Here is a 25,520-nt window from a genome sequence, read left to right as displayed (position 1 = left end):
CAATTATAATTTCTGTTTCTTCGTGATTAAGCACAAAAGGTTAAGCACGAAGAAACCCGAAATTTTCGGATTTCAACTGCTTTATATCATTCCCTGATCAGCAAATGAAAAATGTGCATCTGAGGTCAAAATAAAATGATCTAAAAGTGTCATACTTAGAATTTTTGCGGCATCTTTAATCTGTTCCGTAATTTTCGTATCAGCTGATGAAGGCTTTATATTTCCGGACGGGTGATTATGAGTAACAATAATCCCGGAAGCATTACAAAGAAGTGCCGCCTGCATAACTATTCTAACATCTACTAGAGTTGAAGATATTCCGCACTCAGATATCTTTTTTATACCCAATACTTTATTTGCCTGATTAAGATACAACGCAAAGAATGATTCTCTGTAATCCATTTCGTCAGCATCAAAATGCTCTCTGAAGATACTTACAACATCTGCAGTCGAAGTAATCAATCTTTCACAATTTCCTTTTCTTGAATAACTCAATTTAATTTCGTTCACAATATTGAATTTCATTTGTTTTGCTCCGAGTACGGCGGAGACTTGTTTTTCCCGCACTTATAATTAAAAACCTGTAGATTGCAGATTGAAGGAAATTTTGACCTTTTTCTATTTTACTAAACCAAATGAAAATCAGATGAGCTGATTAATACTTCATGTGGTTAATAAGGATCAAAATTTCAATGAACTGCATTTGCATCTTGTTAGGTTTCTGACTTTTCTATGCGGATCATTATTCAGGCAGGCACAAGGAAAACTGTAATCAATTTCTTGAAAACAATAGGAGAGAGCATTGATGGAAGCTTGAAATCTATTTGTGGAGGGTTTGGAATCTCTGATTCCGGATACCCAAAAAGATTTTTTTCAGCAGGGGCAACGGAATATATTTGCTACAGAAAATCAATAAGCATAATAAGAAAAAATTCTTGTTTCATGATTGATCATTAGATATTTCTCAGTCAATTGATGCTCAATACCGATCCGAGCTTTAACGAATAAGAATGATTTTAAAATTTACTTTTAGTTTTCAACAAACGATACTGATTGGGAGAATATTTCATTGCAGACTTAAAGTATTTTCCGAAGTGAGAATTATCACCAAATCCGAGCTCATAAGAAATCTGTGTCACGGAAAGGGTAGTGTGCAGTAATAATCGCTCAGCTTCAAGGATGACTCTGTTTTTAATCAATTGACCTGCAGAAATATCCAGATGTTCTTTTATCAGGGCATTGAGATAATTTGCGGTAAGATTCATTTTTTCTGCATATTTTGACTTCGTTTTTAAATCTTTATAATGTAGATTTACCAAATTGCTAAACTCGTCTACAATTTGTTTTTTATGATCAACCGACCTGTTAATGCGATTTTTTTTGTCTGAGTTTCGAATATATTTTAATACAAAAACTTTGAGCAGGAGACAGATGATTTCTTTTCGTAATAATTTACTTTTAAAGTATTCATTTTGAAGTTCATCACAGGTTTGAGCCAGGTCTGCTAAATTTTCATCCGATAACGTTATGTATGGCGAGACATCATTCAAAGCGGTGTCACTTTTAATCAATTTATTTCCAGTGTAAACATAATTGTAAAAAGACTTGGTAAACATCATTATATTTCCTTCTTTGCATTGAACGTCTTTGAAATGGTAAACCTGATTGTAATTAATGAAAAAAAACTTTCCAGGTTTTACATCGAATTCCTGATCATCGATAACGATTAATCCTTCCGCATCTTTTAAAAGTAGAACGGAATAGAATTTATTTTTAAAATGAGAGCTTGAATCAGACTGTATTTTTTCAGCAAATTCATCAAACGGCATCATCACAAACTCATTTCGTAAAACAGAATGATTTTTTAGTTTGCTTAAGGTGAAAGACCGAATTGTATGATTCAAGATTTTTTTTTTAATACCCAAATATAAACATAAAAAATACCACAATTTTGATGTGGTATTTTTCGATATAATTATATCAATGTTAATTACTGTGTTCTAAAATTTTAAAGTGCTTTGGATTTATCTTGTTATCAATTACCTTATCCACATATTCAGAATTCATCGCACGTAAAACAGCCATGTAATTCATACTGAAATCAATCGTATCTCCCACGTGATAATCTTTGCTGTTATCTGCAAGGTCCAAAATCATCATATCAGAACTGGCTCCAATGATTTCAATTCCTGAAGAAATAGGTTGTAAATGCTTTGGGTCAATATCTAAAATTCCGACATCGAGGATAGCTCTTACAGAAGTTTTACCTTTATTTATATTATCGTGAATGGGAGTTTCACCCGTAAGATTCGTTCCTGCATCTCCTGCAGGAATCATAGGCTTTTCTACAATCTCAATGATTTCTGCAGTCATTTGAAATACATCCTGATGCATCCCATTTATGATTGAATCATTATACACATCGGTTCCAAAAAATAAGGTTTCGCCGACTCTGAAATGATTGATTCCTTCCGGTATTTTGTTTTTAAATAGTAAAGGAATCGTCACCGACGATCCTGCTGAAATAAAGGGAATTTTTGTTTGATGGATTTCTTCAATAATCTCTTTGAACCGATGAAGTTTAATGAGTTTTTTTTCATCAGGAAGTATTCCGTTGAGACAGTTGAGATTGGTTCCGATACCTACGATTTCTATGTTGGGTATTCTAATCGCTTCACCATAGAACTGTGATAGATTTTTGACCATAATCCCTTCTCTCAGTTCACCCATTTCCACCATAATCACAATTTTATGAATTTTATTTTGTTCAATGGCTTCATTAGAAAGAGCTTTGATGGTGTCTATTTCAGTATTAAAACTCACATCTGCATATTGTACAATGCTTCGTGCTAACCGTTTAGCAGGTGGTTTTATATAGATCGTCTTTGTCGTTGGAGACAGTTGTTTGATGTGCCTTAGATTGGTTAGACGGGAATCGCAGACTTCTTTATCAGATATTTCCAAAAGGCATTTCAGAAACTTTTCATTTCCACAAAGCAGTTTCGCTACTACTGCCCATATGATATGGTTTTCTTCGAAAAGTTGATTGAGGTAATGATAATTGTGACGTAGTTTATTGGTATTTAAGGTAATGTATGACATTTTATTTTTTTAGTCGCATTTCAAGATATTTACTGGAGAATCCCAGTTTCTTATATAAATGTATTGCCGGATTTTCCGGTTCACAATGGAGTGCGATGTCTCCCTGTGAAGAATTAATAGCGTGTTGCATGAGATTTTTCCCAATTCCATGACCCCGCACATTTTTATCAGTAGCAATATAAACAAGTATATTTTCAGGAATATAGCCACTCATGCCGGTTTTATTGACGACGACTGCGCCAACCAATTGATTTTTGCTTTCGTCTCTGGCAGTAATAATCAGTCCTCCCGGTTTGTTTTCTAATCCTAGCGCATAGCTGACAGCGTCTGAGATATCTGCTTCCGGATCACCGTATTGTTCAAGATGTTCAAAAAGAAACTGAATGATTTCCTTTTTTTGGTAGGCATTGGTTCTGTTATCATCTGAATATTTTTGTAGTGTAATCATAAAGTAAAGTTATCCCGGATGTGGCAGGGTAATGTCAAAACCTACGTTGTCTTCTGAATAGTTTTTGCTCTTTTCCTTTTTGTTTTTTAGAAAAAACAAAGGCACATCCGTGTAATTAATAATCTGTTTTAAAAAATTTTCAGAGAAAAATGATTTCCAGTTGTCTTCATCCTTATAATTAAGAATAATGATATCAGCATCGTCGTCTTCTGAAAACTTTGAAATTTGTGTTGCCTTATCTCGGGTCAGTAAAAATTGTGACTGATATTCCTGCGACTTTATGGCAATCGTAGTTCTGGCTCGTTCATAAGCTTCTTTGATTTTTATCAGATCCTCATCGGTACTGATTCCCAGCAAACTTATCACGCCTTTGTTCCTTTTAGCGATGGCAATCGAAAGATCCACTTTATCGCTTAAATCTTCTAGCACACGAATGGGAACGAGTATTTTTTCGAATGTGTATTTTTTGCATTCTTCAGGCACCAGTAATACAGGGCAGTTTGCTTCAGTTAAGATCTGATAAGATAATGATCCTAAAATCAGTTGTGCAATATTTTGGTTTCCGGAGCTTCCGCAGATCACGAGATCTACTGACTCAAAATCAACAACCTCGTTAATCCCATGTACTAGACGATCATTTTTGATGACTGATTGTATTTCCAACACTGGATATTGAGACTTTAAAGAAATTTCAAGTTCTTTTAACGCCCATTGTATCTTTTGATAGTTTTCATTAATCGTTTCGGCACCGATAATGTGCTTTCCTGTTCTGTCAATGATTGCATGATTGGTGATATTGTGAAGTAATATAATTTTTGCCTGATGGCGTGCAGCGATTTGAACAGCCATTTCGACTGCATTACGTGATTTCTCTGTAAAATCGACCGCTACCAAGATAGTACTGATTAAATTTTGCATTTTCGTTTGTGAATGTAATTCAAAATTGAGATTACAAAATTAAAGAGTACAGTTTTCAATTCATGTTAAGAATGAACGCTGTTATGGTATGTTTTATCTTTTTTTTGATTTGAAACTGGATAACAAAGGATTTATCAATCATTATGAATAGTCTTTCAAAAGCTGTCTGTAAGTGGTCACTATTGGAGATTTTGAAATATAACCGATAAATCTATTTTCATCATCGACAACCGGAAGATGCCATGTGCCCGTATCATCAAATATCTGAATGATGGTTAACGGCATATCAGTTAAATGAATAAGTCAACTTAAAATAAACTTCATGTCACGGATAGGACAGAAACTTTTATCAATGAAGCATACAGACTTGTAAAGTCAGCATTTTTAATTGAAACAATAAAAAAAGATCAAACACAGGCAATAGAGTATGATATTTGGATTTACAGACTAAGCATTTTTATTTTGATTTCTTTACTCACGTTGATTTTGTGGATTCAGCAGAGGATAATGCAGTTTGTATAGAATTTTACAGACCCCATTCAAAACAATATTCTTTTATATTTGACATTGAACTGGAAAATCTATTTGACCGGATAATGAATTTTTTTGGATCAGAGCATATCAATGATTTGAAGAAAAGGAAAGACGAATTTGTTTACAATACCGAAAAACATACTTTTCGATGGAAATATAATTTTGACGTTGTACAATTCCAACGTGATGAGATAACTGACGAGCCCCGAATCTGCTATGCGATAAAGAAAAATTTCGATTTGATGTAAATCTTTAGACTACTGAAAAATTTGAAATAAGTTTTTAATTTAAAATAAAAAAAAATCCAACTGAAAATAAAATTTAACTTTTAAATTATCTTCATCATTCACTGAGCAATAAATTTTGGATATCGTCAATTCTACTGTCATTCACTATACCGAAAATCATTTTCACGTTTCCTTTTTTATCAATAATAAAAGACATAGGATACCGATTTATTCCATATTTCTTCATTCCTTCCAATGATTCAGTGATTTGTAAAAAGTTAAGCTTCTTTTTTTCCGTAAAATTTTTAACTTTCTCTTTATTGTCGAATGTTATACCAATAAAATTGACTTTATCTCCGAGGTCTTGTTGCAATTTTTGTAAATATGGAATCTCCAGATGGCAAGGTTCACAATTGGTAAACCAAAAATTGATTATACTGTTTTTGCCTTCAAGAAAATTACTACTATAATTTTCGCCGTTGGAATCTTTAAAATATTCTATGGGAAAGTGTTTGCCTATTTTATCTTTAACATCGGGAAATACGTAAACAGCTTCTTGTGAGAAGAGTGAAGATGCCAGAAATAGAAAAAAAAATAAAAAAAATAATTTTTTTTCACGCAATGTTGATTTTTTTTTTAATTTTAGCATATGAAAATAGTTGTAAGATTATTATTTGTTTTTAATTTTTTATTAATAAACTCTCAAAGCAAACGTATAGTGTATGAATACAGCTATACAAATGATTCAACGAAACTTGATCAGAAAAAAAGTGAGATTCTGTACTTAGATTTGCACGGTAAAGAATCATACTTTTACAACTCCAAATTTAATTATGTTGACTCATTAAAGCAACAAAAAAATATTGAAAATTACAAACTTTTAACACTAATAAGGGAATATTACAGCTCAAATTCATATAAAGAACTTCTGGTCAGAAATAATAATGCTGTTTCAAGTTTATATTATAAAAATGACACCGACTATTATAAAATTGATTTGCCGAAAAACAGTAAATGGAAAATTTTACCTGAAAAAATCAAATACAACGGTTATAATTTACAAAAAGCTTATGCGGTGATCAATGACAGACATTGGAATGTTTGGTTTAGCAATGAAGTACCAATTAACAATGGACCTTTTATATTTCAGGATTTGCCCGGGCTTGTTTTTATTGCAGAAGATAAAAATAAGAGTCAAATATTCAAATTAGTTGGGATTAGAACCTTAGAGAATGACCATTCAAAGAGTGCATTACTAAAAAGTACAGAAAGATCAAAGAGCATCACAATGGAGCAGTTTAGTAAAATGCTTGTTGATCAGGAGGAAAAATATCTTAATATGGTAAGTAATCGTTCAACAAGTACTCCATCCGAATATTTTGATTCATTAGGAAACAGTATTAGTGAACAGGAATATATGTTAATGCAACGAAAATCCAGACAGGATGTTCTCAAAAGAAATAACAATAAACTGATCAACGATTTTAAAAATAAATAGGAGATACCGAAAATCCTTTAAAGAGTAGGACAACCAATAATTTATTAATTTTTATGAAAACAATTCAGGACTTTCAAAAAGAAAACGATTTGTGTCTGGAAAGAGATGCGATGGTAAACGTTAGCGGGGGTAAAGCTGCAGGTGGATCTCAAAGAAGAGAATCTTATTGCACAGGAGCAAATGGAGGAGACAGTGAAATCTCTTACTTCACAGATAGCAATCAAATGATCTGTGTAGAAGGCTTCACTGAAGACGGTCATCATTATTCAGAAGTATTTTTAAATATTCCAATTAATCCGTAAATGGTTTTAATTCTATCATTGAAAAATGATTTCACAACCAATCTAGTGATAGATTGGTTGTGTTTTTATGCGAAAAAACATATCCGTATTAATGACTCTTTTACCGATGTGGCTTTTAAATCTCAGAAAAATTATCTTAAAATAACAAATGATTCGTTTTTAGATATAGACCACATTTCTTCTTTCTGGTTTCGAAAAGGTACTCCCTTTATCAATACAGAAGATAGTGAAATCATAAAAGATGAAAATAAAATTAATCAGGATTATCTTAGTTTCCTATTACAACAAAAAAAGTCCATAGGAAACACTGGCGGAGCATCTAAAATTAATAAACTAATTGCTTTAAATATTGCTGCCAGTTTTGATCTCAGGATTCCAAAAACATTTTTAGTTGACAATAAAAATGATTTGGCAGATCTGGTAATAAATAATAGTGGCAAAAGGTATATTATAAAAGCGAAAACCAATATTTCAATGTATCAGTTTGATGACTCTTCGGGTATGATATTTACAAATGAAGTCAAAAAGGATGATTTGGAAAAATTTCCTGAAAAATTTGGTTTTACCTTGGTTCAGGAGCTTATTGTAAAGAAATTTGAAATAAGAACATTTTTTTTAAAAAACAAAACATGGTCGATGGCTATCTTTTCACAAAATGACAGTCAGACTGAGAATGATTATCGAAGATATAATAATGATAAGCCAAACAGAAATACTTTATTTCAACTTCCAACCGATATTGAAGAAAAACTGAGATTAGTAATGAGTAAACTTAACTTAGATACAGGATCAATTGATTGGATTTATGCTGATGATAATCAGTTCTATTTTTTAGAAATTAATCCAATAGGTCAGTTTACAAATCTTTCATTCACATGTAATTATAATTTAGAAAAAGAAGTAGCAAAATTATTATGAAATTAATCGAATTTAATGAAATGATTAGTAAGAAAAAAAAGTTGTATCCTTTAACTTTTTTTTATTTGGAAGAACAGACTTCCTCATCTTCAGCATCAAAAAAAACTAAGTTCAGTTTTTTTTACAATGCAAATTACAGCATAGAACCTTTTTACAAAAATATACATCGTTTACTATGAATTTTTTTAAGCTTTTTCCGAATTGTTTAATAACAATTGGTAAAATAAATGCTGTGATCCATGATTTAGAAAGAAATTCCTCAGAACTTATACCTGTTGATTTTGCGAAAATTATTTTGGAATTGGATAATAAAATTCCTGTTACGAAAGTTATTGAAAACTACAATGAAGATGAAAAAGAAATAATTCTGAAAAATATAGAGTATTTTATTGCTAAAGATTATGGTATCTATTGCTCTGCTGAGATGTTTTCATTATTTCCAAAAATGTCAACATCCTTTGAAGAGCCCAATACAATTTCAAATGCTGTAGTAGAATTAAGCTCCATTACTAGAAAAACATTAAAGAAAATTTTCACTAATATCGTGGAAATGGGTTGTTTTGATATTTGTTTAGTTTCGTATGAAGAAATTCATGAGGAAGAATTTTTAAATATTATTGATGTTATTAATATCGATAGGATTAAATCATTAGAAATTACATCAAAATGGCATGATCAAATCAATGATACTTTTTTTCAGAAGATCAATAAGATAGATAGCTCAATTTATAAATTATCTTTTTTTTCGGCGCCTTTTGATAATTATTTTAAATTTGATGAAAATATTTTTTTCGAAAGAGAATTTTCTACACAAAATATTACAAGCTTTAAATACTGTGGCAAAGTTGAAAAAAAATATCTATTTACGGATATGTCAAAATATTTGGAGGCGAAAAACTATAACTCATGCCTTCATAAAAAAATAGCAGTCGACAAATATGGAAATATTCGAAATTGTCCCTCAATGCCGCAAAGCTTTGGTAATATAAATAACATAACACTAGATGCCGCTCTTCAACATAAAGACTTCAAAAAATATTGGAAATTAGGCAAAGATAAGATTGAAGTCTGCAAAGACTGCGAATTCCGATATATATGTACCGACTGCAGAGCTTATACGGAAAGAACTAATGAAAATAGAGAGGGATTAGATGTTTCAAAGCCTTTAAAATGTGGGTATGATCCTTATACAGGAGAATGGGAAGAATGGAGTACGAATCCTCTAAAGAAGAAAGCGATAAAGTATTACGGGATGCAAGAACTAGTTAAGAGAAATTAAATCACGATTAATTGACAAAAAAAAATCCATTTCCATTTTCAGCCGGATTGCAAGATTGCGGTTTCGATGTTTTGGAATAATTAGCAAACAATATTTATCATTTTAAATGGTATGTCTTCAATTTAATGTATTGATTTCTATCTGATCAGTAAATTGAATCACCAAAATACAGTATAAAATTCCATAGAACTTTTCCCCAAATATTATAAGATGTAAAAATATTATTGTGAAGTTCTAAGAATTTTTTTAATTCTTTGGAGTTAGCTAAGCTTTCATTTATAGTTCACTTACTAAACGAAAAGTCAAATTAATCCTTTCTTTCATGTGCAACGCAGACTTCGCGATTCGATGTTCCCAATGCTCTTGTAAATCTCCTTTCATCATCAATAAAGATCCATGAGGAAGCGGAATACTGTGCCTGCTTTGGTGATGATTTAATTTTCTAAAGTCAAACTTCCGGGTCTGTCCAAGACTGAGTGAAGCAATCACAGGTCTGTCACCATATCGGCTTTCCTTATCTCTGTGCCATGCAACAGAATCATTATTGTCCCGATATAAATTGAGTAAGACTGAATTGAATTCATATCCAAAAGCTTGTTCTATCTTATTCTTTAAAGACAATAATTCAGGCGTCCATGCATTCACTTCAAATTCACTGCCTCCCAATTTGTATGATTTCTCACTGTCCCCATACCATGCGGTCAGACGAGGAGTCAAAACTTTCTTGTCATACATGGTCTGGGTTCTCTGTTTCCAAGGAGTACTTTGAAGAAGGTGAGAAAAAAGTAGATCTGATTCGTTCAAAGTCAAAAAATGCTCTCTGAACTCCAACAAATCTTTTGAAAAATCATAAAATTCTTCTGCGCTAAATAAACTGAGTTGACCCATTGTTTTATTAACTTTTTTTATTATTTTTACTAAATCCCACAATGGGATTTTTTCATCATTTGTGTTTTTAAAGCTTTCCCATCAGGAAAGCTTTTTTATATGCGTTCTAAAATATTTTCTATTCTAAATAGTTTTATTAGAACTTCTGATCTCTGATCTTAGTTCTTCAAACATACTTCTGATTTCTTGGTATTCTAAGTTTTCAATTCGCAGTTCCTTTGTATTGATACTGCATGCAAATTCCCAGATTTCATAGACTTCAGACCACTTAATTTCGTAGGGTTCATAAAAAGAATTGTCAGAGCTTACAAAACTTCCGGAATCATTTTGTTTGGAATATCTTTTATAAACAATACCGTCTTTTGTGATGAAAATGTACGTTTTTCCTTTTTTCAAATCCTTTCTATTTTCAAGATATTTTCCGACAATGTAAGTTCCGTCATTGTAAGGCGGCATCGAATCACCATCTGCAGGAAAAGCCCGGAATTTTCCGTTTCTTAAAAATGGTAGCGAGAGATGCTGAAGTCCTTCAACAAATTCAGGATCATTATACCCGCTGAGATATCCCATACTTGCTTTTTGAGGAACAATTTCAATTTTGTTTTCTCCTACCTGATCTACCTTCATCGGCAACAAAACTCTGTTGTTCGGAAGGTTGACGACATCATCCAGCGGATACTTTCGTAAATCAACGGTCAGCAGTAAATCAATACTTACTTTATAGTATTTGGAAAGCTTGACCAACAATTCAATAGGTGGTTCCGACCTTCCGTCCTCATAAGTCGCATACCTTCCGCGCGTGATCGAAATCTCATCACCTACCTTCTGTTGGGATGCTTTGATTTTGTCTCTTAGAAACCTGATGTTTTCTGAAAAAATTGACATTGCTATAAATTATAGCAACAAATATACAATATTTTGTAATAAAACGTAATAATTTTACACCATGGAAAGAGCAATTGTGCATATGGATTTGGATACGTTTTTTGTTTCCTGTGAACGGTTAAAAAACTCCGAACTGGAGAAAAAGCCCGTCATCATAGGAGGTGGAGACCGTGGTGTGGTAGCATTCTGCTCTTACGAAACACGATTTTTTGGCGTACGAAGTGCGATGCCTATCAAGATGGCATTAAGATTATGTCCTGAAGCGAGAGTCATTAAGGGTGATATGGAGATGTACTCCAAAATGTCGCATATGGTAACCGATGTTATTCAGGAAAAAGTGCCTGTTTTGGAAAAAGCGAGCATCGATGAATTTTATCTGGATTTGTCAGGAATGGACAAATTCTTCGGATGCTACCAGTGGACGAATGAAATTGTTGATGCGGTGACGAAAAACACCGGCTTACCGATAAGCTTTGCACTGTCTACCAATAAAACAGTGGCAAAGATCGGAACCGGAGAATCCAAGCCGACCGGAAGATTTGAAATTCAGGAGCAAAATGTCAAGCCTTTTTTAAATCCTCTTTCCGTAAAAAAGATTCCGATGGTTGGGAATGTTACCTTTCAGCTGTTATCAAGACTTGGGGTAAGAACCATCCAGACCTTGTCTCAAACTCCCATTGAAGTTCTGCATCAGCTGATCGGTAAGAACGGAACTGAGCTTTGGAAAAAAGCGAATGGGATTGATGATACTCCGATTGTTCCGTATTCCGAACGAAAATCAATTTCTACAGAAAACACCTTTTCTCAGGACACCATCGATGTACAGAACCTGAGAAGCATTTTGTCAGGAATGGTCGAACAATTGGCTTTTCAGCTTCGTCAGGAGAAATGGCTCACCTCGACCATTTCTGTTAAGATCAGATATTCCAATTTTGATACAGAAACCAAGCAATGCCGAATTCCTTACACTTCAGCAGACCATACTTTGCTCAAATATGTATTGGAACTCTTTAAAAAAGTCTATACCCGAAGAATGAGAATACGGCTCATCGGTGTCAAGTTCACGGGACTGGTACATGGATGCCATCAGATGGATCTTTTTGAAGATACAGAGGAACTGATTTCTTTGTATCAAACCATGGATAAAATCAAAAACAGATTTGGAACAGGAAGTGTGGGTAGAGCGTCCGGACTCTTAAGATAAATACAAGTTTATGTTTCTCAATTGTCATTCCTATCACAGCCTCCGATACGGAACCATTTCTATTCAGGATCTGGTTCAACAGGCTGTGGATCACCAGATAAAAACTTTAGCACTTACGGATATCAATACTGTCACAGGAATTTACGATTTTTTTAAACTTTGTAAAGACAATGACATTAAACCTATTGTTGGAGTAGAGATCAGAGTCGAAAGTGAACTCTATTATATCTGTCTTGCTAAAAATCAGAAAAGTGTCGGAGAAATTAACCGTCTGTTGACCGATTACAATTGTGATGGAATAGAAATTCCAAAACAAAATCCAATCCTTGAAAGCACCATTGTTATTTATCCTTTGCATAACATTCCTGAATTTTTGCAGGAACACGAGTATGTCGGAATCAGACCTGAAGAATTGAACCATCTCATAAAGCAAGATTTCAAAAAGCAGATCGATAAAATGATGATCTTACAGCCTGTTACTTTTACAACCAAACTGGACTATAATCTTCACAAGATTTTAAGAGCCATTGATAACAACACATTGATCAGTAAATTAGATGATCACGATTATTGCAGAGAAACCGAAACATTTGTCAATAAAAAGGAACTGCTGGATCAATACCGTCACTATCCCCAGATCATACAAAACACAGCGAATATTATTGGACAATGCAGTTTCGATTATGATTTTTCAACTCCTAAAAATAAACAGTATTTTACAGACAGCCGGGAGAATGATTTTAAGCTTCTGACCCAACTCGCTTATGAGGGTTTGGAAACGAGATATGGACAAAGTCATCTTGAAGCAAATGCAAGAGTTGAAAAAGAACTAGCCGTCATCGACGAGCTAAAATTCAGCGGTTACTTTCTCATCACCTGGGATGTTATTCAATACAGCAACCGCATGGGTTTTATGCATGTGGGAAGAGGAAGCGGTGCCAACTCCATTGTCAGTTACTGTTTGGGAATTACCGACATCTGTCCATTGGAATTGGATCTGTATTTTGAAAGATTTCTGAACTTGAACCGAAAAACCCCGCCTGATTTTGATATCGACTGGAGTTGGCAGACCAGAGATATCATCCTTGAATATATTTTTACCAAATACGGTAAAGAGCATGTCGCATTCTGTGGAACAAACGTCGAGTTTAAATACCGCTCTATTTTCAGGGAAGTGGGAAAAGCATTCGGTTTACCGAAGGAAGAATTGGATGCATTAGCGACTAAACCAATGTCAGAACACGATAGCAATTCGGTGTTTAAACTTGTTCACAAATACGGCAAACTTTTGGAAAAGTTTCCGAATCAGAGAAGCATGCATTCCTGCGGAATTTTAATTTCGGAAGAACCAATTACCAATTTCACAGCATTAGAAATGCCTCCCAAAGGTTTTCCGATTGTCCAATTTGACATGCATACAGCTGAGGATATAGGATTTGAAAAATTTGATATACTTTCTCAAAGAGGACTAGGAACGATTAAAGATACCGTTGAACTCATCAAGGAAAAAAGAGGAATTACGGTGGATATAAAAGACACGACAATTTCAAAAAATGAAGAGAAATGCAATAGTTATTTGAGTATCGGTAAAACCATAGGTTGTTTTTATATTGAGAGTCCTGCGATGCGGGGATTGCTTAGAAGATTAAAGTGTGAAGACTATAAGGTTTTGGTTGCAGCTTCCTCCATTATCCGTCCGGGAGTTGCACAAAGCGGAATGATGAAGGAATATATTTTCCGACATAATAATCCTACAAAGTTCGAATACTTTCATGATGTATTTAAAGAAGAGCTGGGTGAAACTTATGGGATTATGGTGTATCAGGAAGATGTTATTAAAATCGCTTTGCATTTTGGCGGATTATCGGCTGCTGACGGGGATGTTCTTCGAAGAGCCATGAGCGGTAAAGGAAGATCACTGTCCGCATTGCAGAAAGTTAAAGATCACTTTTTTGAGTCCTGTAAAGAACTGGGACATCCTGAGCAATTGTCTAAAGAAGTCTATCGGCAAATTGAATCATTTGCAGGATATTCTTTCTGCAAAGCGCACTCGGCTTCTTATGCGGTAGAAAGTTATCAGAGTTTATATTTGAAAGTCTACTACCCTATTGAGTTTATGGTGTGTGCCATTAACAACGGAGGCGGATTCTACAGGACTGAAGTCTACGTCCATGAAGCAAAGATGTCAGGCGCAACCATTAAGAATCCTTGTGTTAATCTCAGCGAATATCAGACGACGGTCTATGGAACAGATGTCTATTTAGGGTTGATGCATATTGAGAAAGTTGAAGGTAAAATCGCCATGATGATTCCCGAGGAAAGAAGAAATAACGGGGAATACACTTCCTTGGAAAACTTTGTTAAAAGAATACCGATTGGAATTGAAACCCTGCAGATTCTTATTTTTATCGGAGCGTTCAGATTTACCGGAAAACAGAAACATGAACTTCTGATTCAGGCAAGATTCCTGTTCGGCAATGACCAGTCAACATTCAGACATCCCACTTTATTGGACGAACCGCAAAAAGAATATCAACTTCCGACCATTATCAGAAATCCTTTCGAAGATGCTTTTGATGAAATTGAGATCTTAGGATTCTCTGTGTCATACAGTCCTTTTGATCTGCTGCAGACCAAATACCGCGGTAGTGTAATGGCTAAAGATTTAGTTAAGCATCACAAAAAGCAGATTAAGATGCTCGCTTATCTGATTTCAAGAAAACATGTTCCTACCAAAAGAGGAGCCATGTTTTTCGGAACCTGGATCGATGCGGAAGGAGAATATTTTGACACGGCACATTTCCCGAATTGCCTTGAAGAATATCCCTTTCAGGGTGGAGGCTGCTATTTATTATTGGGAACGGTTGAAGTTGATTTTCATTTTCCAACCATCACTATTCAAAAAATGGCCAAGATGCCATTCATACCCGATCCTAGATACTCAATGGATAAAGAAAAGTCTCTGGAAGCAGCAAGAACACTGCATGAAGATGTCAGCATGACGCAGAGAAAACCTTATCCGCAGGAACATGAAATCGGCCTGCCAAGACAAAAAATGATCTAAAATAAATACTTATTAAAAACAAAATCTCTTACATGAAACTCAAAGCGACCATCGTTGATGAAACAAGTCCCGATCATAATTCTGTCATAGTCAGTTTCGAGGGTGACAAAAACAAAAAGCATTATGAGATCAAATGTTCTTTTAATCCCTATGTCCACAAAATGAGAAAGTGGGACAGCTGGGAATTATCAATTACATGGGACAGTGAAGTTTATATGGATGAGAAGAGTGGTCAAAAATCGTATTTTACCTATCTACTTTGTGATAAGGCAATAGAGATAAATTCACCATATGGTAAAAAAGACTGAAATTAAACTCAGCAGAACTCATACAAATACTAGCAATAAAAAAAATGAGAATCTCCCTTTATCATAAAACTATGAAGGTTTTCAGATGATTAATCGAATAATAGATTGGATGCTTAACCTTAACATAACGAAAGATCTTCACTGATCAATCTAGCTAATAGAGTTTTTAGGTCTTCAAATATGATTTGATTTGAAGATTAATTATAAAAAGATCATTGTAAAAAACATTTCCCTTAGTAATAGCTACTGAAAAAATAAAAAATATGATATGCTATTAGAATGTACAAACCATCTTATTCAAATACGATCGTTTTAGCGATTAATTCGAAAGAAGTTTCACAAATTCTGCCTTCTTTCCAAACAATTAAAATGGTAACAATTCAATAAAATCTTTCGGTACTCCGAAAAGGTAGTGATTTTATGTGACCTCCATTGATAAACTTTGTTTCAACAAAATCAATCAAATTATGGTCACATTATCCCTACTCACCAAAGAAGATCTTCAGGACTTCAAGAAAGAACTCCTGCAGGAAATTACCACTCTATTTGAAAACAAAGGCACTATTCAAAAACAATGGCTTCGAACTTCAGAAGTTAAAAAACTCCTGAATGTCTCATCCGGTACCCTACAAAATTACAGGGTCAACGGGACACTCGGTTACAAGAAGCTGGGTGGAAGCCTGTATTACAGTCATGACGAGATCAAAAAGCTCATGGATTCAAAATAAGTACAATCAATTATAAAACCTACAATTATGCATATCGAAAGAACAGAATTTATTGCCTGGATGGAAAGAATCATGGAACGCTTTGACATCCTCAAAGAGTCCATCGTTAAAAAGCAGTTACAAAATACAGAAATCGACGGAGAGCAATTGCTGGACAACCAGGATGTTCTGCAGCTACTAAGAATCAGTTCAAGATCATTACAGAGATACCGATCAGATAAAAAGCTGCCCTACTACACGATCAGCGGAAAACTTTATTACAAGAAGTCGGATGTTGATCAGTTTATCAGGAACAATTTTCACAGTGCCGTCCGGATCACAGAGAAAGACGATGACAAATAATTCCTTTCACCGCTGAAACTATTCTTGCGATCTCAAAGTCAGATAATTTCGACTTCATATTTCAATACTACAACTAAATACGATCATTATGAGCGAAACCCCAACCGATAAAATTCCAGATTTAGAGGAGTTATCCGATATATTATTGGTACTCGATAAAGCTAAAATGAAAATTCAGGCCGTCACCGGAATTGATGAAAAAGGTCAACTGAAAACAGTTGCCCCCAGCAAGAAAAACCAAAACCAGTTTATGAGGGTTGATAAATCCGGTGATCTTTTTTCTAATTTCTTTTCCAACTTTTTCAGCCAGTTAAAAAATCCAACCCAGTTCTCCTTTTTTAAAGTTCCGGCAGTGGAGTCAGAAGTCAAAGCCAAAGAACTGCAACAAAAGGTAGATCACCTAAACAAGGAAACGACTTCTTCACTTGACAGTACTGAAGTGCCATTACCAAAAACATATACAACAGAAATAACTCAAAATACAACTATAATGGAAGCAAAAGAACCGACAACAGAAAACAATGAATACCGTTACAAACCTGAACAGATCGACTGGGGTACCATGTCAAATTTGGGACTCAGTAGAGAGCGACTTGAGAAATTAAATATTTTAGATCCCTTACTTAAAGGCTATAAAACGAATGATCTCATTTCCATTAGTCTCAATTTTGATGGTGCAATCACGAAACTGGATGCACGACTTTCTCTGCAGCAGAAAGAAGATGGAAAAGTTACGATGGCCATCCATGGCATCAGAAAAGAACCCCAGCTGAACTTTCCATTTTTCGGACATCAGTTTACAGATGAAGATAAAAAAAACCTGTTAACGACCGGTAATATGGGAAGAGTGGTTGAACTTAAAAATTTCAAGACCGGAGAACCTATTCCATCTATTATCAGTGTAGACCGCTTAACCAATGAACTTATTGCTTTGAAGACTCAGTACATCAAGATTCCTGATGAACTCAAAGGGGTTCAACTTGATGATCAGCAAAAGCAAACCTTAAAAGAAGGAAAGCCTCTGCACATTGAAGGAATGATATCGACGAAAGGAGAACCTTTCAATGCCACCGTTCAGTTCAATGCTGACAAAAGATATGTAGAGTTTCTGTTTGACAGAACCCAGCATAAACGTCAAACTCAGACAGAGCATCAAAATTCTGAAACTCCTAAAATATTCAGAGGAAAGGAGCTTGATCCAGAACAATACAGTAAGTTCAAAGCAGGTGAAACGGTCTTTGTCAGTGGATTGACAGACAGTAAAGGAAAAGAATACCAAGGCTATATTACTTTTAATCAAGAAACTTCAAAAACAGAATTCTCCTTTACCAATCCTAATCAGTTCAAAGAAAAAGCAAAAGCATCTGAGGATCATAAAACACAAGCTGCAGTTAATTCCGAAGGAAAAACGAATGAATCGACTAAAAATATCAAAGAGCCTCTGCAATCAAAACAGAAAGAACCAGTGAATAAACAGCAAGAAGATCAGCAAAAAAAACCGAACCGATCAAAAGGTCGAAGAGTCTAAGGACTAAATTTTTCTTTATCATTTATCCAGTATTATCATACCCCATTTATCATCATATACTATGAAAGCAATTCTCGCAGAAAAACCCAGTGTTGCCAGAGAGATCGCCCAGCTTCTCCATGTCAATGAGCAAAAAAACGGTTATCTCACCGGAAACGGATATTGTATAACATGGGCATTGGGACATTTGGTCTCACTGGCCATGCCTGAAGATTATAACATTCCATCTTTTCGGAAAGAATCTATTCCCATTATCCCGGATCCTTTTCAACTCACTCAAAAGAAAATTAAGAAAGGGAAGTCTTATCAAGCTGATCCAGTCGCAGCAAAGCAACTCAAAGTGATCAAAGAAGTCTTTGATCGGTGCAGCAGTATTATTGTGGCGACCGATGCCGGTAGGGAAGGAGAATTAATTTTCCGGTATATCTATGACTATTTGAAATGCAATAAACCCTTTGAAAGACTATGGATCAGTTCTCTTACTGAAAAAGCGATTGCGGAAGGATTCAAAAAATTACAACCCGGTTCAGCATTTGATAGATTGTATCAGGCCGGAAAAGCGAGAAGCGAAGCGGATTGGCTGGTGGGCATTAATGCCTCACAGGCGTTGAGTATTGTTGCAGGCAATGAAATCTATACTTTAGGAAGAGTTCAGACCCCTACACTTTCATTGATCTGTAAGAGATTCCACGAAAATCAAAATTTCACCGTCAGAAAGTACTGGCAAATCCAATTGAAACACCGGAAAAGTTACATCGACTTTACGAGTCAGTCATCAGACCAATGGCAAGATAGAAAATCAGCGGAGCTAATCCTAAAAGCCATTGAGCGTGAAGGAAAAGCTGAGGTGACCGATTTACTGATCAAAACGGTTACAGAACCTGCTCCTTTACTTTATGATCTGACCGCTTTGCAAAAAGAAGCCAACCGCAGGCTGGGATTTTCTGCAGATGAAACTTTACAGATCGCACAAAGCCTGTATGAAAATAAATTCATCACCTATCCAAGAACCGGAAGCCGATATATTCCCGATGATCTATGGTCGGAAATCCCCGAATTAATTCGATGTCTTACTAATCACGAAAAATATAGAAAAGCGGCTTCCCATCTTCAGTTCGGAAACTTCAACAAAAACATCGTCAATGATCTTAAGGTAACCGATCATCATTCCCTATTAATCACCGGTAAAATTCCCTCATCATTATCTGCAAAGGAGAATGCAGTGTACGACATGATCGCATTCCGATTATTGGAATCAATATCTGAAGCCTGTTCAAAAAAGATCAGCACAATTACCATCAGTATAAACGAATATGAATTCCAATCTAAAGGTGTGAAAATTCTGAGTCAGGGCTGGCGATCCGTTAAAGGAATACTCTCTGAAACCGATGACCAAAATATTTCTGAATCAGTGAATGAACTGCCCGAACTTAAAATAGGAGATGAATTCAAGATTGCACAAGGTGAGATTCTTGAAAAGCAAACTCAGCCCGTGAAATTATTTACAGAGGCCGATCTGTTATCTGCCATGGAAAATGCCGGAAAACTCATCGAAAATAAAGATCAACGGAAGATCATCCAGAGCATTGGAATAGGAACATCTGCTACAAGGGCGTCCATTATTGAAACCTTGCTTAAAAGAAATTATATCGAAAGAAAAAACAAGAGACTGATTCCCACTTCAAAAGGTTTGCAGGTTGATCAACTGGTGAAAGATAAAAAGATTGCAAATGTACAGATGACCGCAGAGTGGGAGCTGGCACTGCATCAAATCGAAAAAGGAGACATAGATGCCGGATTTTTCCTCAATAGTATTAAAGAATATGCCTCCGAAATTACTTCTGAACTCCTGTCTATAAATCTTCCAAAAGAAAAATCCCTGACGCTGACCTGCCCAAAATGCAAAAACAAGACATTGCTCATCCATGAGAAAGTCATCAAATGTCCAGATGAAACATGCTCATGGATTCAGTTCCGTATGATTTGTGGTGTTCAACTTACTACCAATCAAGTCAGTTTATTAATCACGAAGGGTAGAACTTCACTTATCAAAAACATGAAAAGTAAAGGCGGAAAAACATTTGACGCATTTATCGTTCTGCAAGATGACCATACCACCAGATTTGAATTTGAAAATCATAAGAAGTGAAGCTCTGAAAAAACGCTGTGTTTAAAATTTTTACCAATTATTGTATTTCACGTAAGAATTGAAGATGGAAAATGATTCAGAATAAAGTTCTATACTGTTAGTAGATTCAATTAAAGAATTGGATCCTTATTGAAAGACAAACGATGTAGCCTAATGATTATTCATCGAACTCAAATCTTATTCTTTTGCCAATTTATAAAAAAGCGTGAAACCTGTTGTTTATTAATCATTCTTGCATGAAATTTCTTACGACTACCAATCGCTTTTAATGTCAATCCGAACAAAAGTCCTCCAAGAGTTCCAATCTTAACTCAAGTAATAATTTCTTTTGGGTGATTAAATTTCGGGAAGTGTCAATTCAAAGTTTTTTTTAATTTCAATTTTTGTTCCTTAAGCGATTTTGCTATCCATTTGCTTGGAATGGATACAAAGTGGAAACTTTAGCCCTAGCAAAATATACCTTGTTAAGTTAGTCAGACAAGGAATCAAATGCCCGCATTGATCACTGTAAAGTCTGGACTTATTTGTGAATGCAGTAGAATTTAATCCGAATATTGCAATTATTACTGGTGCTGTAATTTTATTTTCCGAAGAATCTTAACAATTTTCCGGCTCTGATACCAATCATGATAAACAAATTCCAGTTCTGAAACCTCAAAAGCGCCGAAGTCATAATCCCTGTATTTTTCAATAAGATGATCATAGGTCAACGGGTCTTTGAGTGTTCTTAAATACCTTACTGCAGTAAGATGAGCTGTCTTTAAAGAATATCTTGAATCAATAGAATTCTTAAGTCTGGACTGCTGGAAAGATTGTCGCAGGTTCTCTCTCAGCATCTGCAGCCTTTCATCGTGGTTAAAACCCTGAATCATTATTGCACCTTCAGAACAAGTGACTCCGTGTATTGTTAAAGTAAAGGGCTTATGATCTTTCAAAGATTCGCAGATTACATTTGAATATTGCTCCGGATCAATATTTTCAAGTTTGAAGCCGTCATACGCTGAAATAACTGACAGTATCGTAGTGTGCAAATCTGCTATAGGCTGAAAATACTGTCCGTCATCGACACTGCGAAGTTTTTCCTGAAACTTACTGATTTCATTGGCTGCATGTTCGTCGGGACGTACAATGATACTCAGACCTCGCCGTTGGTCTTTTTTCTTATGGACGAGATTCTGATCAATATCAATTTTCCCTGATCGTATAAAATGTTTTGAGGTATGATAGAGTTGATCGTAGATTTCCTGTGCTTCATTTTTAAAATCCATTTCTCAAAAGTTTTATTAAAAACGAGTATCAAATTTAAGAAAAAAACCAATATGCTACTGCCTCTGATCATTTTATCGAACAACAAAACATGTGGATTGGTAAGAAATTTTGTCTAATTGTTTTTTAGGGGGATTTGACAATCAAGCTAAAAAGAGGTTGCTGATTATCTGATTTTAAAAACTGTTTGAAGTGTCTCGTACACATTTAATAAATTGAGTAATGGTTAGGGAATGATCTTCTCTATTCTCATTAATAAATTATCAATATCAAAAGGCTTAGAAATAAAGTCGTCCGGTTCACAATAATTGCTTATTTGACTAAGCTGGGCATGAGCACTCATAATCATTACAGGAACACCGTCATGATCATTATTGCTTTTAATCTGTTTACACAAATCAATACCGGAGCCGTCCGGAAGCATTACATCGAATAAGTAAAGATCGGGTATTACAGTCAAATCTCGTTTTGAGAATTCACTAACAGTCGAAAATGATTGAACAGAATAGTTTTCAGAAGTTAAGAACATTTCTAATATCTCTCTAATTGCATGATCATCCTCGACCAGAAAAATCTTTCTCATATCATACTCATCATCAATAATAACACCAATATCTATTTTCTTATCATTCTATTTCCTATTGCTGTTGCTTACAGTCTGCAAATCCAATAATATCGAGGTGCTCATTCACGATATTTTGCGTCATTTACTGTACGGTAAAATAAATTTTACTCCATTTTAACAGTGCCTGCCTAAAAGGAATTGTTGATTGTAGCACAGATTTTGATTTGTGACCGATGTTGAAGATTTTTAAGAAAAAAGAAAAGCAAGATCATAATCATTTATCAAGTTGTCAGGAAATTTGTTCAGGAGGTATTTTATATTCTTTTACTTTTTGTTTTAGCCATTTTTCAATCATTTTTAGTGAAATAGCATAGTGCTGCAAAGTAAAAAGTTGTAACCTCATGAAAGATAAGATGAAAAAAATAGTGTCAGAAGAAGACCTGTTTTTATGGGTCAGGCAGAATAACCGGAAGGGTTTCGATTATTTGTACGACCAGCATTCCTGTTTCTTATACGGAATAGCGATTAAAGCGGTTGGTTCACAGCAATATGCTGACGAAGTTGTGGCGATGGTATTTTCAAAGATATGGAATTCGATCAGAAGTGATAAAACTCAAAGTATTCCATTGAAATTATGGATGATACAGGTGCTTTTCTGCACGATAAAAGAATTTTTAGATTCAAAGGGCATTGCCTATGTTTTTTCCATAAATCAATTTCCTGAATTTGGTTTTGAGCTGACTGAAAAGAATCTATAAGTTTTGCTGAGGTTGATTAGACAAAACCATCTCGAACGACCCCAAAGCAAATTCCATATGATCATCGTTTACCACAGCGATCAGACTCGTTCTTATAGAACCTAAATTTCAATCCTTTCTATTCTGAAAAATTCCTCAAACTTCTTTCTATTTCTTCTTAAAAATTAATTAATTTCATCAAAATTAAATGATTAGATTTGCACAAACTATCTGTTGAATGAGTGTCCTAAAAAGGAATAATGTTACGATCAAAGGAACTGGAGAAAATATGATTTTTTTTGCTCACGGTTTTGGCTGTGACCAGAACATGTGGCGGTATGTTTCCCCTGTTTTTGAGGAAAAATATACAACTGTTCTGTTCGATCATGTAGGTGCCGGAAATTCAGATCTTTCTTCCTATTCCTTTACAAAATACAATCAGCTGGAAGGCTATGCCGAAGATATTGTAGAAATCGCAAAGGAGCTCAAGGTTTCCAATGCAGTTTTCGTAGGACATTCTGTAGGGGCAATAATAGGTCTGATTGCTGCAAAGATGTCTCCTGAATTATTTGGGAAATTAGTGCTGGTATCACCATCACCATCCTATATCAATAATGAGGATTATATCGGAGGTTTCAGCAGACCGGAAATTGATGAGCTTCTGGAGTCATTAAATGACAATCATTTAGGGTGGTCAGCAACCATGGCTCCTGTGATTATGGGAAATCCTGACAGAGAAGAACTCGGAAAAGAATTAACCAACAGCTTTTGTAAAACTGATCCTGAGATAGCCAAGCATTTTGCACGCACAACATTTTTAACAGATAAGCGTGATATTTTAGAAGATTCGAAAGTTCCCGTTCTAATCCTGCAATGCAGTAGTGATGTCATTGCTCCGGTTGAAGTCGGTCATTATATGCATAAAAAAATGACGGGAAGTCAACTGGTCATCATGAAAGCAACCGGACATTGTCCTAATCTCAGTGCACCCGAGGAAACCATCGAGGCGATAAGCGATTTTTTATATGACTAGCATCCCATCGAATAATCTGTCAGAAGATTTTGACGACTTTTTTGAATCATCATTATGTGGATTTGTGATTACTGATGAAAATGGGATCATCACAAGAGTCAATACCTGTGCCGCCCGTTGGCTCAACAGCAGTCCCGATCAACTGACCGGAAAACGTATTTCTGACCTCCTTTCGATAGGCGGCAGAATATATTTTGAAACCCATCTGTGGCCGCTACTTCGCATACAGGGACACTTTGATGAGGTCTCTGTCGAACTGACTGATACTGGAAATGGCAGAGTTCCTATTTACATCAACGGATACGAAAGAAGAGGCGAAAACAATAAGCCACTTTTTTTACGTTTCACCTTATTTAAGGCAACTGACAGACGTTTATACGAGGAAAATCTCCAAATGTCCAAAAAACTTGCTGAAACCAACTTAAATATTGAGCAAGAGCAGGCCATCATCCGTGAGCAGTTTATTGCAGTACTTGGTCATGATCTCCGCAATCCGCTTGGGGGTATTATGAGTGCCGCTCAATTGCTGACAAGATCTGAATTGAGTGAACGCGACAAAAAGTTAATGAATATTGTGCATTCAAGTTCAAAAAGAATTTATGAGATGATTAACAACATTATGGATCTGGCTCGTGGCAGACTGGGAGGTGGTATTTCAATAAGCCCTGTCGCTGTTGATTTGGAACAGCTTCTCAATGAAGTGAGTAATGAATTAAAAGTTTCCTGGCCTCAAAGAACCATTGAATCGCATTTTAATATCAGTAATCCGGTAGAATGCGATCCCGGGCGTATTTCTCAATTGGTGTCTAATCTTCTTGCCAATGCAATTAACCATGGTTCGCCTGATACCCCTATCGTTCTTAAAGCAGAAACAGCTCATGAATTTTGGCAGATTTCAGTCACCAACAATGGACAGAAAATACCTGAAGAAGCGGTGCAGAATCTTTTTAATCCGTTTCACCGCGGGGGAACTTCATCCAATCAAAATGGTCTCGGACTGGGATTATATATCTCATCAGAAATTGCAGCTGCACACAACGGCCAATTATCTGTCATTTCAGATAAAGCTCAAACCTGTTTTACATTGCACATTCCAATATAAGATCAGTGTATTGCAGATCCTGAGAACAAGTTTTACCCGCTCTTTAGTGTATTGATAAAAGCTTATGAAAGATAATTAGTAACCATCGCCTCTAAATCCCACAGATCAAATGGCTTTCTTAAAAAATCATTGGCCTGCGAAATATTTTTTATCTTTACGATATTGGTACTCGCACTGACCAATATCACCGGTACCTGTTTGAATTTTTGATTTCTGCGAAGTCTTGTAATTGCTTCTACGCCTCCAATATCCGGAATCAGATAATCCATCAGGATCAGATCAGGCTGAAAGCCGGCTGCACGTTCCTCCACATTATTTGAAGTCTGCGAAACGTCTACTTCATAGCCGTTTTCGAGAAAAATCATTTTCATAGCATCGAGAATCGCAGCGTCATCATCGAAAATTAAGATTCTTTTTTTAGTCATGATTATAGATGTTAAGCGTGTCTTTTATTCCGAAACAAAATCTTTGCACTCTTCATCGAAGGATGATCTA

28 protein-coding genes are annotated in these 25,520 nt (G+C 35.2%); 15 read left to right on the top strand and 13 right to left on the bottom strand.

The window, feature by feature from the left end; translation table 11 throughout:
- Nucleotides 1-81: 81 nt before the first annotated feature.
- From NZ698_RS15045 to NZ698_RS15020, 6 genes are all read right to left on the bottom strand, one after another.
- Nucleotides 82-525: a JAB domain-containing protein gene (locus NZ698_RS15045; protein WP_263004027.1), complete on the bottom strand. Its 444-nt coding sequence runs from the start codon at nt 523-525 to the stop codon at nt 82-84.
- A gap of 491 nt (nt 526-1,016) precedes the next feature.
- Nucleotides 1,017-1,904 (bottom strand): helix-turn-helix domain-containing protein, encoded by an 888-nt coding sequence (locus NZ698_RS15040; RefSeq protein WP_263004026.1) that lies wholly within the window; start codon nt 1,902-1,904, stop codon nt 1,017-1,019.
- 82 nt (nt 1,905-1,986) lie between these two features.
- Complete coding sequence (locus NZ698_RS15035) at nt 1,987-3,102, bottom strand: alanine racemase (RefSeq protein ID WP_263004025.1); 1,116 nt, start codon at nt 3,100-3,102, stop codon at nt 1,987-1,989.
- Nucleotide 3,103: 1 nt separating this feature from the next.
- Nucleotides 3,104-3,550 (bottom strand): GNAT family N-acetyltransferase, encoded by a 447-nt coding sequence (locus NZ698_RS15030; RefSeq protein ID WP_263004024.1) that lies wholly within the window; start codon nt 3,548-3,550, stop codon nt 3,104-3,106.
- Nucleotides 3,551-3,559: 9 nt separating this feature from the next.
- Nucleotides 3,560-4,468 (bottom strand): universal stress protein, encoded by a 909-nt coding sequence (locus NZ698_RS15025; RefSeq protein ID WP_263004023.1) that lies wholly within the window; start codon nt 4,466-4,468, stop codon nt 3,560-3,562.
- A gap of 141 nt (nt 4,469-4,609) precedes the next feature.
- The gene (locus NZ698_RS15020) at nt 4,610-4,753 is read right to left on the bottom strand and encodes a CBS domain-containing protein (protein ID WP_263004022.1); all 144 of its coding nucleotides are present in this window, start codon (nt 4,751-4,753) and stop codon (nt 4,610-4,612) included.
- Between the two features lie 149 nt (nt 4,754-4,902).
- On the opposite strand from NZ698_RS15020, the gene NZ698_RS15015 reads away from it, so the two are divergent.
- On the top strand, nt 4,903-5,250 hold the full coding sequence (locus NZ698_RS15015) for a hypothetical protein (RefSeq protein WP_263004021.1): 348 nt from the start codon (nt 4,903-4,905) through the stop codon (nt 5,248-5,250).
- 94 nt (nt 5,251-5,344) lie between these two features.
- Here the strand turns inward: NZ698_RS15015 and NZ698_RS15010 are convergent, their stop codons facing one another.
- On the bottom strand, nt 5,345-5,878 hold the full coding sequence (locus tag NZ698_RS15010) for a TlpA family protein disulfide reductase (protein WP_263004020.1): 534 nt from the start codon (nt 5,876-5,878) through the stop codon (nt 5,345-5,347).
- Between NZ698_RS15010 and NZ698_RS15005 the strand changes: the two genes are divergently transcribed.
- The 4 genes from NZ698_RS15005 (at nt 5,879) to gwsS (ending at nt 9,226) form a co-directional block, all read left to right on the top strand.
- A complete protein-coding gene (locus tag NZ698_RS15005; protein ID WP_263004019.1) occupies nt 5,879-6,727 on the top strand; it encodes a GLPGLI family protein in 849 nt (282 codons plus the stop codon).
- A 53-nt stretch (nt 6,728-6,780) separates the two neighbouring features.
- Entirely contained in the window at nt 6,781-7,029 is a 249-nt protein-coding gene (locus NZ698_RS15000) for a hypothetical protein (protein WP_263004018.1), read from the top strand.
- Nucleotides 7,030-7,947, top strand: coding sequence for a grasp-with-spasm system ATP-grasp peptide maturase (gene gwsG, locus NZ698_RS14995; protein WP_263004017.1), 918 nt, complete (start codon nt 7,030-7,032; stop codon nt 7,945-7,947).
- 175 nt (nt 7,948-8,122) lie between these two features.
- Nucleotides 8,123-9,226 carry a grasp-with-spasm system SPASM domain peptide maturase gene (gene gwsS / locus NZ698_RS14990; protein WP_263004016.1) on the top strand — a complete coding sequence of 368 codons (1,104 nt, stop codon included), beginning with the start codon at nt 8,123-8,125 and terminating at the stop codon, nt 9,224-9,226.
- Between the two features lie 276 nt (nt 9,227-9,502).
- Here the strand turns inward: gwsS and NZ698_RS14985 are convergent, their stop codons facing one another.
- Together NZ698_RS14985 and NZ698_RS14980 are read right to left on the bottom strand one after the other, a co-directional pair.
- On the bottom strand, nt 9,503-10,114 hold the full coding sequence (locus NZ698_RS14985) for an alpha-ketoglutarate-dependent dioxygenase AlkB family protein (RefSeq protein ID WP_263004015.1): 612 nt from the start codon (nt 10,112-10,114) through the stop codon (nt 9,503-9,505).
- Between the two features lie 123 nt (nt 10,115-10,237).
- A complete protein-coding gene (locus tag NZ698_RS14980; protein ID WP_263004014.1) occupies nt 10,238-10,999 on the bottom strand; it encodes an XRE family transcriptional regulator in 762 nt (253 codons plus the stop codon).
- Nucleotides 11,000-11,060: 61 nt separating this feature from the next.
- On the opposite strand from NZ698_RS14980, the gene dinB reads away from it, so the two are divergent.
- From dinB to NZ698_RS14945, 7 genes are all read left to right on the top strand, one after another.
- Nucleotides 11,061-12,203 carry a DNA polymerase IV gene (gene dinB / locus NZ698_RS14975; RefSeq protein ID WP_263004013.1) on the top strand — a complete coding sequence of 381 codons (1,143 nt, stop codon included), beginning with the start codon at nt 11,061-11,063 and terminating at the stop codon, nt 12,201-12,203.
- Between the two features lie 10 nt (nt 12,204-12,213).
- Complete coding sequence (locus NZ698_RS14970) at nt 12,214-15,267, top strand: DNA polymerase III subunit alpha (protein ID WP_263004012.1); 3,054 nt, start codon at nt 12,214-12,216, stop codon at nt 15,265-15,267.
- A gap of 32 nt (nt 15,268-15,299) precedes the next feature.
- Complete coding sequence (locus NZ698_RS14965) at nt 15,300-15,575, top strand: hypothetical protein (RefSeq protein ID WP_263004011.1); 276 nt, start codon at nt 15,300-15,302, stop codon at nt 15,573-15,575.
- Nucleotides 15,576-15,997: 422 nt separating this feature from the next.
- Nucleotides 15,998-16,303 (top strand): helix-turn-helix domain-containing protein, encoded by a 306-nt coding sequence (locus tag NZ698_RS14960; RefSeq protein WP_263004010.1) that lies wholly within the window; start codon nt 15,998-16,000, stop codon nt 16,301-16,303.
- 27 nt (nt 16,304-16,330) lie between these two features.
- The gene (locus tag NZ698_RS14955) at nt 16,331-16,645 is read left to right on the top strand and encodes a helix-turn-helix domain-containing protein (RefSeq protein ID WP_263004009.1); all 315 of its coding nucleotides are present in this window, start codon (nt 16,331-16,333) and stop codon (nt 16,643-16,645) included.
- An 88-nt stretch (nt 16,646-16,733) separates the two neighbouring features.
- On the top strand, nt 16,734-18,173 hold the full coding sequence (locus tag NZ698_RS14950; protein ID WP_263004008.1) for a DUF3945 domain-containing protein: 1,440 nt from the start codon (nt 16,734-16,736) through the stop codon (nt 18,171-18,173).
- A gap of 61 nt (nt 18,174-18,234) precedes the next feature.
- Complete coding sequence (locus tag NZ698_RS14945; RefSeq protein ID WP_263004007.1) at nt 18,235-20,322, top strand: type IA DNA topoisomerase; 2,088 nt, start codon at nt 18,235-18,237, stop codon at nt 20,320-20,322.
- A gap of 390 nt (nt 20,323-20,712) precedes the next feature.
- On the opposite strand, the gene NZ698_RS19590 is transcribed toward NZ698_RS14945, so the two are convergent.
- From NZ698_RS19590 to NZ698_RS14935, 3 genes are all read right to left on the bottom strand, one after another.
- Nucleotides 20,713-20,877: a hypothetical protein gene (locus NZ698_RS19590; RefSeq protein ID WP_497006626.1), complete on the bottom strand. Its 165-nt coding sequence runs from the start codon at nt 20,875-20,877 to the stop codon at nt 20,713-20,715.
- A gap of 8 nt (nt 20,878-20,885) precedes the next feature.
- Nucleotides 20,886-21,590: a 2'-5' RNA ligase family protein gene (locus NZ698_RS14940; RefSeq protein WP_263004006.1), complete on the bottom strand. Its 705-nt coding sequence runs from the start codon at nt 21,588-21,590 to the stop codon at nt 20,886-20,888.
- A gap of 224 nt (nt 21,591-21,814) precedes the next feature.
- Complete coding sequence (locus tag NZ698_RS14935) at nt 21,815-22,171, bottom strand: response regulator transcription factor (RefSeq protein WP_263004005.1); 357 nt, start codon at nt 22,169-22,171, stop codon at nt 21,815-21,817.
- Between the two features lie 395 nt (nt 22,172-22,566).
- On the opposite strand from NZ698_RS14935, the gene NZ698_RS14930 reads away from it, so the two are divergent.
- The 3 genes from NZ698_RS14930 (at nt 22,567) to NZ698_RS14920 (ending at nt 25,025) form a co-directional block, all read left to right on the top strand.
- Entirely contained in the window at nt 22,567-22,911 is a 345-nt protein-coding gene (locus NZ698_RS14930) for an RNA polymerase sigma factor (RefSeq protein ID WP_263004004.1), read from the top strand.
- A 217-nt stretch (nt 22,912-23,128) separates the two neighbouring features.
- Nucleotides 23,129-23,923: an alpha/beta fold hydrolase gene (locus tag NZ698_RS14925; protein ID WP_263004003.1), complete on the top strand. Its 795-nt coding sequence runs from the start codon at nt 23,129-23,131 to the stop codon at nt 23,921-23,923.
- On the top strand, nt 23,916-25,025 hold the full coding sequence (locus NZ698_RS14920; RefSeq protein ID WP_263004002.1) for a PAS domain-containing sensor histidine kinase: 1,110 nt from the start codon (nt 23,916-23,918) through the stop codon (nt 25,023-25,025). The genes NZ698_RS14925 and NZ698_RS14920 overlap by 8 nt, the downstream gene beginning before the upstream one ends.
- 62 nt (nt 25,026-25,087) lie before the next feature.
- On the opposite strand, the gene NZ698_RS14915 is transcribed toward NZ698_RS14920, so the two are convergent.
- The gene (locus tag NZ698_RS14915) at nt 25,088-25,450 is read right to left on the bottom strand and encodes a response regulator (protein ID WP_263004001.1); all 363 of its coding nucleotides are present in this window, start codon (nt 25,448-25,450) and stop codon (nt 25,088-25,090) included.
- Nucleotides 25,451-25,520 lie beyond the last annotated feature (70 nt).

The sequence above is a fragment of the Chryseobacterium edaphi genome, from assembly GCF_025628985.1.
Classification (GTDB): domain Bacteria; phylum Bacteroidota; class Bacteroidia; order Flavobacteriales; family Weeksellaceae; genus Chryseobacterium; species Chryseobacterium edaphi.
Note: the sequence above shows the minus strand (reverse complement) of the source record. Positions and strands in the feature narration are given on the sequence as shown.